Here is a 12268-nt window from a genome sequence, read left to right on the forward strand (position 1 = left end):
ATTTTGAGCCAAAGGTTGAAGATAACTTCCGAACTGAAAGCGACTAACAACGGGTCTTTGACCCGTATCCGGACTTTCAGTCCGTAATACTAACCCACCTACTTTAGTAGGTGGTTGTTAAGTTACAACGCAGATTTGAGCAGGAGTTTTTTAAAGATGATGAAAAACGCTTGGTTAAAATCTGTGGAGAAGATGGTGATCTGTTTATTTATGACGGATTTGATTCTTTGGAAGGAATATTTTTTGAGTTCGGATGGAATTACAACGAAGTTAGAGAAGCGGCAGAACGTCTTGGTTTAGTCGCCGAACTATTTCGATTGGATAACATTGATTGCGAAACTGAAGATTCCTATTTTTAACCCCTAGAGGGGCACTGTGCCCTAAGGGGTCATGGTGTCCCTTCCATCTCAACGGAGAGAACACCATGTCTACAAAACCAGAAACGAAATCATTAGTTGAAAGAATGGCTCAGCGGTTTGGGGTTGATGCTAAGAAGTTTTTTGAAACTTTAAAGCTAACAGCCTTTAAGCAGCGAGACGGAAGCGCACCAACTGATGAGCAGATGATGGCATTACTCATCGTAGCGGAGCAGTACAATCTGAATCCGTTTACGCGAGAAATATACGCTTTCCCTGATAAAAGCGGCGGCATAGTACCTGTTGTTGGTGTTGATGGCTGGAGCCGGATTGCCAACGAGCACAAGCAATTTGATGGGGTGGAGTTTGAATACTCTGAAAATCTTATTGAAATGTCCGGAGCAAAGGTGAAATGTCCAGAATGGGTGGAGTGTATCGTTTACAGAAAGGACCGTACACGGTCTATACGTATTCGAGAATATCTTGATGAAGTCTATCGTCCACCAGTCGAAGCAACGGGTCAGTACGGTCCTTACACTGTTATTGGCCCTTGGCAGACTCACACGAAACGACAGTTACGACACAAAGGCTTTATCCAAGGTCTGCGTATCGGTTTGGGGTTTTCTGGAATTTACGATCAAGATGAAGCTGAACGCATAATTGAAGGTGAAGCGCATGTTGTATCGTCAGAACAAACCACAAAACAACCAGCTGTCATTGAAGCCTCAAGTCCATTGGCCTTGGAGCATAAAAAGAAAATCGGCCCACTTTTAAAACAACTTGCAGATAGAGCTATTGCGCAAAATGCGTGGTCAGCAACTCACGAGTATGTTGGAAGTCGGTTCTCTGGTGCCGAGTTGGAGTATGCGGTTCAATATTTGCGTGATGCAGAGATTGATAGCATGGAACCAGCTGAAACCCAAAAAGCTTCTATCCAGGAAAAGGGAAATGTTGACGATGTTCAATCTGAGTTACCAGATGAGCCGATTCAGCATGATCCTGATCCTCTAGAAGAAGGTTTGCACGAACCTGATCCTGAACTGGAAGAGGGTGGTGACGGCAACTACTTTTAACCCCTTGCGGGGGAGTTCCCCCGCGATGGGGACTCCTCCTGTTAAATACAGGAGAGAGCTATGAAAATCGTCAATCTACCTCAAAGGAGCGAACAATGGTTGGAATGGCGTAAAGGTGGTATTACTGCTACTGACGCCTGCATCCTACTAAATCGTTCTCCTTATAAAACGGAATGGCGACTCTGGGCTGAAAAAACAGGCTATGCTCGTGAAGTCGATCTAAGTCTAAACCCTCTGGTGCGCCAAGGGGTTGAAAACGAAGATAAAGCAAGACGTGCATTTGAGGAGAAGTACAATGATATTCTCTTACCTGTTTGTGTCGAGTCAGTTCAATATCCATTGTTTAGAGCATCGCTCGATGGTCTACGAGGCAATGGTGAACCTGCTGAACTGAAATGTCCTAGCGAAACGGTCTGGAACGATGTTTGTTCTGAACTAAAAAACAGCAAGGCTTATCAGTTATATTACCCTCAAGTTCAACATCAGTTGTTAGTTACTGGTGCAAAGCAAGGGTGGCTAGTTTTCTACCGAAATGGGCAACTCAAGGAGTTTGTTATCACCCGAGATGAGCCTATGATAAAAGAAATTGTGGCTAAGGGCACAATCTTCTGGAAACGAGTCACTGAGCGTAAAGAGCCTGAGAAAGACCTCAAGCGAGATCTTTTTATACCGCAAGGTAAGGAAGTGAACGAGTGGATTTACGAAGCGGAGCAGTACCGACTTTATGACGTAGAAATTAAGCAGTTGGAAGATAGGTTGCAAGCGTTGAAAGATAAGCGGCAACCTCACCTTGATAAAATGAAATCTTTGATGGGTGAATATTTCCATGCGGATTATTGCGGTGTAATGATCACTAAGTACAAAGCCGCTGGTCGGGTAAATTACCAAAAGCTACTTGAAGAAAAAGGTTCGAATATTAAGCCTGAGGATCTTAACTCGTATAGAGAGGAGACCTCAGAACGTTACCGAGTAACGGTTACAGGCTCTGTTAACCCGAGGTACATTCAAGATGAAGAGGTTTTAGCCCCTTTAAACGATGTGTCTCTAGAAGTAGAGTCAGCCTATTTTTAGGCATAAATAACAAGCCCTTTGGGGCTTGTTTCTAAAGCATATCGCGTCAGTGTGTTTTAGAAACAAGCAACAAAGGGCATCTACAATGAAAACACAGAACTTCAAGCTCATGTACCTACATGGTGGCCGCTGGCTAGAACGTATCTACAAAGATACGATTTATGCCAATGTACAAAGAGTGGCAAACTCTTTCCCAAAAAGTGTTACCTGGTACATTGAGCCTATGTGAAATGTAGACATGAAAGGGGGAATGTATTCCCCCCTTTTCCATTGAAGATTGCTTTTTCGGTCTTCAACGGAAAAGGACGAATTCTACTCTCATCGAGAGTGAAGACGCGATAGCTGGTCGCTAAAAACAAACAGCATCAAACTCATTTCAATTTAACCCAACAGGGGAGCTTCTCCTGTTCGGAGTTAGCCTCCTGTCTATTGCACTAGGAGGCAACCATGAAAAACTACAAGCTATGTTATAAAAAGAAAGGTTCTCCGAACTGGATGACCCGAGTATTTAATGACACCTTGTACGACAATGTTCAACGTGTTGGAAATTCATTTCCATCCACCTTTACCTGGATGATTATTCCTGCGTAACCCACTTTAACTTTATAGCCCAACCGGGCACATCATGCCCGGTTCGGGACATGGTGTGCTTTCACTTTGCTGGAGAATAAACCATGTCAAAAGTTAAACATCTCGAAAATCTATGCGTTATTAATGCTGATTTTGATATCTGGAGTGGGCAAACTCGTTTGTCTGCATCTGACTTTAAATTGGGTGCTGGTGGTGAAATTCCACCAGAGAAAGTAGCTCAATTAGGGTCGAAAAAAATCTGTGCTCCAGCGAAGCTGAAAGGCTTTCATCGCTTGAAAACAGAAACTCGACGTTTTTTGCTTAGCTATGGTATGCCATTCATGAATGGCTATGCTGTACCCGTAGCAAAAACTGATGAGATTTGCGCCAAGTTGGACAAGATTGACGTCGAAGTTCAACAGTTAAAACACGAGTTCGTTACTGGCTACAACAATGCCGTTGATGAATGGTGTCGAGAAAACCCTGAATACGAGACTGCTATTCGTGCTGGAGCTCTTCCTCGTGAAGAAGTAGAAAAACGAATTGGTTTTGAATATCAGGTGTTTATGGTTCAACCTACTCAAGATGAGCAAAGCGCACACAGACTTAATCATAAGGTTGAGGAGTTGGGCGATGATCTCATTGCTGAGGTGGTAAATGATGCCAATGATTTTTACAACAAACGTTTAGCTGGGAAGATGCATGTAGCAACAGCTACAGGCGCAACGCTAAAAAACCTACGTGATAAAGTGGATGGACTGTCATTTTTGAACAGCGCATTCACTCCGCTCGTTAGCCTGCTCGATCAAACACTGGCAGGGTACGAAAAGCACGGAGCTGGAAAGCGTAATATTGAAGGTATGTTCTTCTTTCAAATTATGGCCGCCGTATTAATCATGTGTGATCGCCAACGTATTCAAGAATACGCTGGTGGTTCGCTTAGTGTTGATGATGTAGCCAAAACCTTGACCAGAGATGAACTCAGCTCATTAGAGTCTGGAGCTTCTGATCAAGAAGATGAAAGTGAAGGTGTTGAGAGTGATGAGGCACAGGAACAGCCATACGTTCAAACGCAAAGCCAAGAAATTAACCAAGAAGATGGTGAACAAGTTAATAACTTAGAACCTGAAACTATTTTGGATGACTTCGAAGCGTTTTTAGCCAACCGCACATCCAGTGCAAACCAAGATGACGAGGAAGATGATGCTTTGGAAGACAAAAGCGATGTCTCTTCTCAGACTCTGTGGAATGCAGACCTAAATTGTGAGGACATTCCAGTGGAAGACTATAGCCAAGACCCAGCAGATTATGTTGGCAAGGACTTTGGTCAATCTCACTCTAATGATCATGTTGTAAGTCAACCTGAACAGCAACCAACTGAGCTTGATGATCAGGATTGTTATTTTTAACCCCCTCGGAAGGGACAACCACCTTTCCGAGGGTGGTTTGTTTCTTCTGTCCAAATTGGAGAAGAAATATGTCTAAAAAACGTAATGTTTATAATGCTTTACCCATCGTAGCTGCTGCTTATGGCGAGAAGTTTGGTGTGAAAGTTGCCTTGGGGTCAGATACCGCAAGCACTGATGGTCAAACTATCGTTATTCCAAATGTTCCAGATGACTATCCAAATATGGATGCTGTTTGGGGCTACTTGGCACATGAAGCTGCACACGTTCGGTTTACGGACTTCAATGTAGAAAGGCGACGCGGCTTGCACGCTCACCTAACAAACGTCATTGAAGATTGTCGTATTGAAAGAGCAATGCCTGGGGTCTACCCAGGAACAGCTTTGACACTGCACGAGATGGCTCGATACATGCTTCAAACAGGCCATTATGAACCCGTGAGAGATGAAGACCACCCTGCATCCATCCTGTCTGCATACTGCTTGTATTGGTTGCAAACAGTTGGTGTAGGTCAAACTGCATTGCAAGAGCGTTTAGATGGCGCAAAAGCTGTGTTTGAAAGAGTTTTCCCTCAAGGTGTTGTTGTAAGGCTTAATGCCTTGCTACGTAAATGTGTGGACGCCAAATCAACTGCAAACGCTGCATCTCTTGCTGATGACATCATTAAGATGATCGAAGAAGAGAAAGATAGTGAAGAGCAGCAAAATCCGAAATCTCAACGTGAGCAATCACCTGAGCAGAAGGATAAAAGTAGTGACGACTCTCAAAGTCCAAATGGGCAGGAACAGTCGTCATCTAATGGCAATGATGAAAATAGCCAAGAACAACAGGGTGGCAGTAGTGGAGCGCAAAGTGAGCAAAATGAAAATAGCCCCGAAGTTCAAGGTAATAATAGTGAAGAGAACGCGAGCGGTAACAGTTCTCCTCCTAATGCTTCTCAATTGCTACAACAAGTACTAAGCGCTGGAAACAGTGATTTGCCTAAAAATGCGCAAGACTCTTTGAAGCAAGAGCTGAATCTGGTAGCCCAGCAAGAAGGTGATGATCGTTACCAAACAGTACGGTCAGCAATGGATATCCATGATCACAAAGAAGCTGGGCAGCGTCTCAATGGAGATGTGAAAAGTACAACTTCAAAAATCCGACAGCAGCTTTATGGATTGGTGCAAGCCAGCCAAAGAACTGCTCATAGGAACCAAAGAAGTGGAAAGCGTGTAGACACTCGTCAACTACATAAAGTTGTCATTGGAGATACTCGTATTTTCCAGAGACCAGAAGCTAAGAAGCGCCCTAATACAGCGGTTCACATTTTGGTCGATATGAGCTCCTCAATGGATAGCCCTGCCGGAAACGGTAAGTGCAGGGAAGATATTGCAAGGGAAGCCTCTTTAGCTATTGCATTAGCTTTAGAAAGCATTCCAGGGGTTAATCCAGCAGTAACGTTTTTCGGTAACAACTCCAATGTTCCTGTGTACAGCGTTGTAAAGCATGGTCAAAAAGTACAAAACCAAACTGGTAAATTTGTCTTCAATTCACGCGGTGGTACACCGATGGCTGAGGGCATTTGGTATAGCGCATTTGAGCTAACCAAAACCAGAGAGGAACGTAAAATGATGATAGTTGTGACAGATGGTGCGCCGAACAATGCACTGGCCTGTCACAAAGTTATCGGACTGTGTGAAGCCAGTGACATAGAAATGATTGGTATCGGTATTGAAACTACAGCCGTTAATCGACTGTTCAATACGAACATTGTCATCGAAGATGCTGCGGATCTACAAAAAACACTGTTTAAGTTAATGGAGCGATCGTTGACCGCTTTTGCTGCTTAATCAGTCCATGTATTGGCCCTATCCCGTCAGGGACGGGGCCAATTTATTACCCTGTCTGAGGGAACTCCCAGACAGGGCGTTCCCTTTCTTGATATGAAAAGGAAATATTGATGATCACTAGTTATTACCCATCCAATCCACATTCCGATATACCAACTGACCCTTTTGTGAAAATAGGTGAGATTACACATCATTATTCAACGGGAACTCAGTACGAAATGGTTTATTCGGATGATCCTAAAGGGGATATTCCTAGTTTTTTAGACCGATTAAATTTTAGGTTAACTGGCCGATTCAGACCAACAATGGTTAGAAATGGTGTTGAATGCTCTATACAACTCTTTCGTAATCATGATCACGCTCATAATGTTTACTTACTTGTACCTGTGGAAAATGCCCGGATAAAAATAGGCAACCGCCAGGTTCTCTTGAGCGCAGATGAAGTTAGAGAAATGACGTTAAAAAAGCTATTCCAGATGGGATAGTGAAAACGTTATAAATCGTTAAATCGACAGACTTGTGGGGCTATTAGCCCTGCAAGTATTTTATCCATAAATGAACTATGCTCCCTAAACAGGCATAACCAGCATGGATGTATAGCAACAGTATCTTGAGACATCTTTTGAAACTGTTTCACCATGTGCTTTCCTTGAACCTTTAACTTTCACATGTGAAAGTCGAGAGATTCAAGGAAAGTGCCTTGTGCGCTGATGTGCGATAGCTGGTCGCCAAAAATAAACAGCAAAATCTCATCTATTAACCACCCTGGCGGGGCATGTTCTCCCGCTGGGAGTCATGCTTCTCAAATAAGGAGTATGACAATGCATGTCAACTTACCAGCCAGTACAAGTACGTTACTGGTTCAACTAGAAAGAAAAGGTATCGCTATTGAGTCGCAATGCAGAAATGGGTATTGCGGAGCATGTCGGTGCAAGCTGGTAAGAGGGAACATTTCTTACCGTGCTGAACCTATAGCATATCTTAATGATGGTGAAATTTTGCCTTGCTGTGCTACAGCAACGTCAGATGTAACTGTCGATATCTAACCCCAACCCTGAGGAGATTTAACCTACGGGTTGGGCTCCTCTTTACAAAGAGGAAATATGTATGACCAATCAATACCATCACGATTTTTACCGTAATAGCACTTTCCCTGTTGTTGTTTATGAATTGTGTGAAGAGTCATTAACCATTAAGCCTATAACAATTGAGGAGTACGGTTTAGCCACTCCAGATTGTACACAGGAAAGCATTCTTTACTATGCGGAAGGCAAACGTTGCCGTTCGTCTGTAGAACACTTCTTCTTAACTCGTAATGATGCAGAAGAAGCTCTAGAGCGTTTAAGAATGTCCTTAACCACCAAGCCAAAATTAGAAGAACTCGCATACGCCCAAGCAACTGCTCAGTACCTGTCAGAATTAGGAAGTGCTGACAATTGGTTCATGGCTTACGAGTATCTAATAGAATGCGTTGAGAAAGGTGAAGAGCCCGATTTAACTGCATGGCAACCATTTGAACATTGGGAATGGAAAGATATAGCAGATCGTATAGACGATGAGGCTCAATCTATTCTTTCTATGTTGAAACAGGTGTTAAAACTTGCGAAAGAGGGGATCGTTTATTCGGCCATAAATGACACACTCACAATGGATATGAACCAGATATGTATGCAAAGCATGGTTGAACTAGGTGCATGTCAGGAGGTGTCCAATGAAGCTGAATAAACGAATAGCTAGTCAAGATGAGCATGGTCGTATTGCCAATATCATCAAATGGTGTAAGCGACACAACCAAACGATCAATGGCTTCCCTTACGGGGATGATTTAGTTGGTTCGGATGGAATTCATCTTGAATTGTTGGTCCCTCAAGGTACTTCTCCTGAGAAGTGTACCGATGCTTTGGTTCAAGGTTACTCAGAGCGAGATGTCGTAACCCATGCGGTGATTGAATGTCCCGCAGATTGGTTTAACGCCAACCTTGAATCTAGGCATTAGATACTGGCTTATAAACTCAGGGAGGTGAGTTATGACCATGCCAAATTCGCAACTAGTTATGTTTTCTGGAAACAACGTGGAAACTGTAGAGGAAGTTCGCTCGATGCAGCTGGCCGTTAGATGTGATGCTTTAAAAAGCAAATTCATCGTCGGAAAGAAAAGAGCTCGAATCATTGGAGCTTTGGCTGGAAGAGCAAATTAACTCTCAGATTGTTGGATTTTAACATATGAAACTTAGCCCCAAAGGGGCATCCCTATGCCCTTTTGGGAGTGGGTTGCCTCTCAATTAAATTTTTAGGAGCAACCCATGAATACTGCAAGCGTATTAACCTACGATGCACAATTACAACTCCCCTTCATTTTTGATGATCTGCTATTAGAAAATGATGAAGAGCCGATTGAAAAGGTTACTCCCTTAACAATCGTAGCATCATGTTCTGAACGTACAGTCGAGCAAGAGTTTGAAACTGAAATCGAAACTTGGACTGATGGGCAGATTAAAGAGCTAAGAGAGGCATTTTTGCGGTATAGCTTAAATGTCCTTGCTGACGGACGCTCTGGTAAAAAAGCAAAAGATGAAGCTTATGAATGGTTGAACTCTGATGAAGTTCATCCATTTTCATTTGTTACCTGTTGTGTGTTATCTGGTTACGAGCCTGATGAAGTGCGTAACCTTTGCCAATACACACTCAGACTCAGACAGTTAGCCAAAAGAAATAAATAGCCACCAGGAGGAGTATCACCTGCTGGTGGACTCCTCCAAGTTCGAGGAAATTACAATGACTACTTCACTGAAACAGAAAGCAATTGGATTGGCCGCTGCACAAGTCCTTAAATTCAATGATGAATATAAAGGAACATGGTATGACGGCTATTTGCTTTTGCTGGAATGTATGCAGCAAGATCGAGAACCTGAACATTGTGCCATCAGAGATGATGTTGAGTTTTGGTCATGGCATGAGGTAGTGCTATTCATTGATAAAGAGGCTGAAAACATTTGGAAGCCGATGGAAAATGAATTGGCTGACACCAAGCAACTGATTGTTCATGATGCTGCCTCGGGACTTGATAAGTTCTGTGGTATCGACGTTGAACGCTTCGGTGAGCTTGATAAGGCGTGTCAAACTATCGTTCTAAACAAAGCGGTAGTACTTGCTGTAGATAAGGTAAATCGAGATGAACCTGAGAGTGAGCAAACTAAATTCCATGTTCGTTCATATTCTGGACGGTTTATGTATGGTCGTACTTGTCTTGGGATAGATGTCCCCCCAGGAAAAGATCTTTCAGCAGTGGCAAGTTGCATGGGAAATTTATTCAAATTTCTAGGTACACCACGTCAAGATCAAATGGGCAAAGGTACAATCTATTATTGGCCGAATATCGAACAATGTGAATCACACTATGTAGCCTTGTAGGAAACTATAAGGTAAAAATAACAAGCGCAGGGGGAAATGCCCCCTCGCTTTCCAAAGCAGTTTGTACGTACATAGAGACTTTTTGGGAAAGTGCCTTTGGTGCTTGAGTACGTTAGCTGGACGTCGCAAATAAACAGCAATATATCAACCCTGACGGGAGAGCCTCCCGTCGGGATCTCTCCGTCAATAACCAATAATTGCATGGAGAAGATCATGTCTAAAAACACTAACGATATTTTTGGCTCTGTTTGCTTTAAATGTTGAAGTCTGAACAATGAGCTATACTTTTATAGTAGAGATAGGAGTCTTTGCCATGAAAACTGGAAACTTTACCCAAGTAATCAATATTTTATCAGAGCTAACGCATCACCAACTTACTTTACTGAAAGATAAGATCGATTCAAAGGTCAATGAGTCGGAAGCTTATCGGCAAATAGATCAGTGCAAGCAGAATGAATCGGTAGCCTGTCCTCATTGTGGCTCTATGTCCATTGGTCGTTGGGGTATGGCTTCTGGTCTACAACGCTATAAGTGCAAAGAAGATGAATGTGGAAAAACATTCAATGCTCTGACTAAAACACCATTTGCAAGACTCCGCAAAAAACACCTTTGGGAAGCTCAAGTTGATTGCTTGAACGAGTCCATGACAGTAAGGCAGGCAGCCAAACGACTAGGGGTTAATAAGACAACTGCATTTCGTTGGCGACATCGCTTTCTTAAAGCCTCTGCAACGACTCAAATGACAGAAGTATCAGGTATTGTTGAAGTTGATGAGATGTTCTTTGCTGAGAGCTTTAAAGGTAAAAAAACGATTGAGCACCGAGAGCCACGTAAACGTGGGCAACAGGCAGATAAACGCAAAAAAGAAGATCAAATCCCTGTTCTCATCATCAAAGATAGAAGCGGTGGCATTGTTGATGCTGTCCTTAAGCGCAATAGTAAGAAAGAAATAAGCGAAGTATTACAACCACTTGTTACTTCTGATTCGATTCTTTGCTCAGATGGCGCAAATGCTTATAAGAGCTTTGCTAAAGAGAATGATTTAACTCACTACAGAATGATCGCTAGCAAAAACCAAAGAGTTATTGGCAAGCAATTTCATATACAAAACGTGAATAATTATATGATGCGGTTACGGAAGTGGATAGGTAGGTTCTATGGTGTTGCTACAAAGTACCTACCACATTATCTTGGTTGGAATCGCTTAATGGATACATCCAAAGATGAAACTCCATTAACGTTAAATAGTTTACTCTGTGATGGATTTTACTGGAAATCATTAGAAGAATGATGAGTAAAATATCAATCAACAGTTAACGCTAACAGAGCGATATTTTTACTAATCGCACCCCTTTGGAGTTCTGTGTTAATGCAAAACTAGACCGATGCGTTGGTCTATGTATAGGCTATCCACACTATCGAGAAGGTGCCAATGGCGTTGTCTGTGAGGTTGAAGCAGAATATCCCACACTAAATACTTATTCGAGTGTAGCGTGGCCTCTGGTTGAAGAACTGAATAGCTACACCATCAAAAAACAGAAACAGATAATCGAGGATATTGATGAGGCTGTTGCTGAACTTTTAATGCACAAAGCCAATCTTCTAGAAAATATTCTAAAGCTAGAAGACGGTGAACTTGATTTAAACGAACAAGCGAAAATGCGCTACGAAGAAAACAGTAAGTCTTCTGTCGCGTGATTAGACTGCTATAGGCAAGGGTGATAACCAATGAATGTAGATCAGTTTATTGACGTGATGGGATTGCGATGCCCTGAGCCATTAATGGTGGTTCGTCGTGCAATTCGTCGTATGGGGCCAGGAGAAACACTCGAAGTGAAAGCTGATGACCCAGCTACCACGAGAGATATACCTGACTTTTGTCGCCACATGGATCATCAACTTGTGGAAAGCGAAGTAACCTCTCCCCCATACAAATACATAATCAAGAAACAAATATAAACCCCATAGGGGCGGAAACGTCCTATGGGATAGTTCCGCTCCTTTAATTTAGGAGAAAGGCATGTATATATCGTTACGAGGTCTAAATCACGAGCAATTAAAGTCCAAGATTATCGACCATCGAACAAAGCGCTCATACACTGTTGAAGAGGCTAATACCCCACTACCCAAACAGTCTATTGTCGAGGTAGGACGGCTTTCCTGTGTGTACACAGGTAAGAAATTGTCCCCAGCAGAAGTAAACGCTTATAACGGTTTTACTGAGGAATACAATCGCAGCACATGGCGGCCAGATCAGGATTTCCTCCTAGATCAGAGACATCGCTTATATCATGCAATTTGCCTCGACAACCTTAAACTTCAAGAATCTGCCTAAACCTATGAGGTAGTTCATTTCAAACACTAGCCCACGGGCGCACTTGTGCCCGTAGGGTACAGGTGTGCTCTTTATTCTGTGCATACAGAATAAATACTCAGATGGTTTACGTGCTAGGGCAGTCGCTGAAGCGATAAGAGGCTCTTATGACGATGCCGTTACTAGTATAGATAGTACAACAGGGGGGCATATCCCTAAACGACAGACGATGCAG

The 12268-nt window shown here is 42.8% G+C and carries 16 protein-coding genes; all 16 read left to right on the forward strand.

From position 1 onward, the window contains the following. Positions 1-110 precede the first annotated feature (110 nt). Positions 111-359 (forward strand): hypothetical protein, encoded by a 249-nt coding sequence (locus H5300_RS23125; RefSeq protein ID WP_182796997.1) that lies wholly within the window; start codon positions 111-113, stop codon positions 357-359. A gap of 65 nt (positions 360-424) precedes the next feature. Then, positions 425-1429 (forward strand): phage recombination protein Bet, encoded by a 1005-nt coding sequence (bet, locus tag H5300_RS23130; RefSeq protein WP_182796998.1) that lies wholly within the window; start codon positions 425-427, stop codon positions 1427-1429. A gap of 60 nt (positions 1430-1489) precedes the next feature. Then, complete coding sequence (locus tag H5300_RS23135) at positions 1490-2500, forward strand: YqaJ viral recombinase family protein (protein ID WP_182796999.1); 1011 nt, start codon at positions 1490-1492, stop codon at positions 2498-2500. A gap of 85 nt (positions 2501-2585) precedes the next feature. Beyond that, the gene (locus H5300_RS23140; protein WP_164496844.1) at positions 2586-2729 is read left to right on the forward strand and encodes a hypothetical protein; all 144 of its coding nucleotides are present in this window, start codon (positions 2586-2588) and stop codon (positions 2727-2729) included. A gap of 445 nt (positions 2730-3174) precedes the next feature. Next, positions 3175-4479, forward strand: coding sequence for a DUF3150 domain-containing protein (locus H5300_RS23145; protein WP_220503560.1), 1305 nt, complete (start codon positions 3175-3177; stop codon positions 4477-4479). Between the two features lie 68 nt (positions 4480-4547). Further along, positions 4548-6308, forward strand: coding sequence for a VWA domain-containing protein (locus H5300_RS23150; protein ID WP_182797000.1), 1761 nt, complete (start codon positions 4548-4550; stop codon positions 6306-6308). Between the two features lie 110 nt (positions 6309-6418). Next, positions 6419-6793 carry a hypothetical protein gene (locus H5300_RS23155; protein WP_182797001.1) on the forward strand — a complete coding sequence of 125 codons (375 nt, stop codon included), beginning with the start codon at positions 6419-6421 and terminating at the stop codon, positions 6791-6793. Between the two features lie 336 nt (positions 6794-7129). Further along, the gene (gene yfaE / locus H5300_RS28535) at positions 7130-7354 is read left to right on the forward strand and encodes a class I ribonucleotide reductase maintenance protein YfaE (RefSeq protein ID WP_014386749.1); all 225 of its coding nucleotides are present in this window, start codon (positions 7130-7132) and stop codon (positions 7352-7354) included. A 61-nt stretch (positions 7355-7415) separates the two neighbouring features. Further along, positions 7416-8033 carry a hypothetical protein gene (locus H5300_RS28125; RefSeq protein WP_259397917.1) on the forward strand — a complete coding sequence of 206 codons (618 nt, stop codon included), beginning with the start codon at positions 7416-7418 and terminating at the stop codon, positions 8031-8033. Continuing rightward, the gene (locus tag H5300_RS23170) at positions 8020-8304 is read left to right on the forward strand and encodes a hypothetical protein (RefSeq protein WP_014386751.1); all 285 of its coding nucleotides are present in this window, start codon (positions 8020-8022) and stop codon (positions 8302-8304) included. Before H5300_RS28125 ends, H5300_RS23170 begins: the two co-directional genes overlap by 14 nt. A 31-nt stretch (positions 8305-8335) precedes the next feature. Continuing rightward, positions 8336-8506: a hypothetical protein gene (locus tag H5300_RS23175; protein WP_259397918.1), complete on the forward strand. Its 171-nt coding sequence runs from the start codon at positions 8336-8338 to the stop codon at positions 8504-8506. A 105-nt stretch (positions 8507-8611) separates the two neighbouring features. Beyond that, positions 8612-9028, forward strand: a complete 417-nt coding sequence (locus tag H5300_RS23180; protein ID WP_182797002.1) for a topoisomerase II — start codon at positions 8612-8614, stop codon at positions 9026-9028. Between the two features lie 55 nt (positions 9029-9083). Next, positions 9084-9719, forward strand: coding sequence for a hypothetical protein (locus tag H5300_RS23185; RefSeq protein WP_182797003.1), 636 nt, complete (start codon positions 9084-9086; stop codon positions 9717-9719). 313 nt (positions 9720-10032) lie between these two features. Then, positions 10033-11010 (forward strand): IS1595 family transposase, encoded by a 978-nt coding sequence (locus H5300_RS23190; protein ID WP_182797004.1) that lies wholly within the window; start codon positions 10033-10035, stop codon positions 11008-11010. Positions 11011-11072: 62 nt separating this feature from the next. Continuing rightward, positions 11073-11417 (forward strand): hypothetical protein, encoded by a 345-nt coding sequence (locus H5300_RS23195; RefSeq protein ID WP_220503561.1) that lies wholly within the window; start codon positions 11073-11075, stop codon positions 11415-11417. 30 nt (positions 11418-11447) lie between these two features. Beyond that, positions 11448-11678 carry a sulfurtransferase TusA gene (gene tusA / locus H5300_RS23200; protein ID WP_014386756.1) on the forward strand — a complete coding sequence of 77 codons (231 nt, stop codon included), beginning with the start codon at positions 11448-11450 and terminating at the stop codon, positions 11676-11678. The last annotated feature ends 590 nt before the right edge of the window (positions 11679-12268 follow it).

Source organism: Vibrio sp. SG41-7, from assembly GCF_014164465.1.
GTDB classification, from domain to species: domain Bacteria; phylum Pseudomonadota; class Gammaproteobacteria; order Enterobacterales; family Vibrionaceae; genus Vibrio; species Vibrio splendidus.

Coding starts and splice junctions, on each gene's coding strand:
- H5300_RS23190 (WP_182797004.1), top strand. CDS start 10,033: ATGAAAACTGGAAACTTTACCCAAGTAATCAATATTTTATCAGAGCTA.
- H5300_RS23135 (WP_182796999.1), top strand. CDS start 1,490: ATGAAAATCGTCAATCTACCTCAAAGGAGCGAACAATGGTTGGAATGG.
- H5300_RS23155 (WP_182797001.1), top strand. CDS start 6,419: ATGATCACTAGTTATTACCCATCCAATCCACATTCCGATATACCAACT.
- H5300_RS23180 (WP_182797002.1), top strand. CDS start 8,612: ATGAATACTGCAAGCGTATTAACCTACGATGCACAATTACAACTCCCC.
- bet (WP_182796998.1), top strand. CDS start 425: ATGTCTACAAAACCAGAAACGAAATCATTAGTTGAAAGAATGGCTCAG.
- yfaE (WP_014386749.1), top strand. CDS start 7,130: ATGCATGTCAACTTACCAGCCAGTACAAGTACGTTACTGGTTCAACTA.
- H5300_RS23145 (WP_220503560.1), top strand. CDS start 3,175: ATGTCAAAAGTTAAACATCTCGAAAATCTATGCGTTATTAATGCTGAT.
- H5300_RS23170 (WP_014386751.1), top strand. CDS start 8,020: ATGAAGCTGAATAAACGAATAGCTAGTCAAGATGAGCATGGTCGTATT.
- H5300_RS28125 (WP_259397917.1), top strand. CDS start 7,416: ATGACCAATCAATACCATCACGATTTTTACCGTAATAGCACTTTCCCT.
- H5300_RS23185 (WP_182797003.1), top strand. CDS start 9,084: ATGACTACTTCACTGAAACAGAAAGCAATTGGATTGGCCGCTGCACAA.
- H5300_RS23150 (WP_182797000.1), top strand. CDS start 4,548: ATGTCTAAAAAACGTAATGTTTATAATGCTTTACCCATCGTAGCTGCT.
- H5300_RS23140 (WP_164496844.1), top strand. CDS start 2,586: ATGAAAACACAGAACTTCAAGCTCATGTACCTACATGGTGGCCGCTGG.
- tusA (WP_014386756.1), top strand. CDS start 11,448: ATGAATGTAGATCAGTTTATTGACGTGATGGGATTGCGATGCCCTGAG.
- H5300_RS23175 (WP_259397918.1), top strand. CDS start 8,336: ATGACCATGCCAAATTCGCAACTAGTTATGTTTTCTGGAAACAACGTG.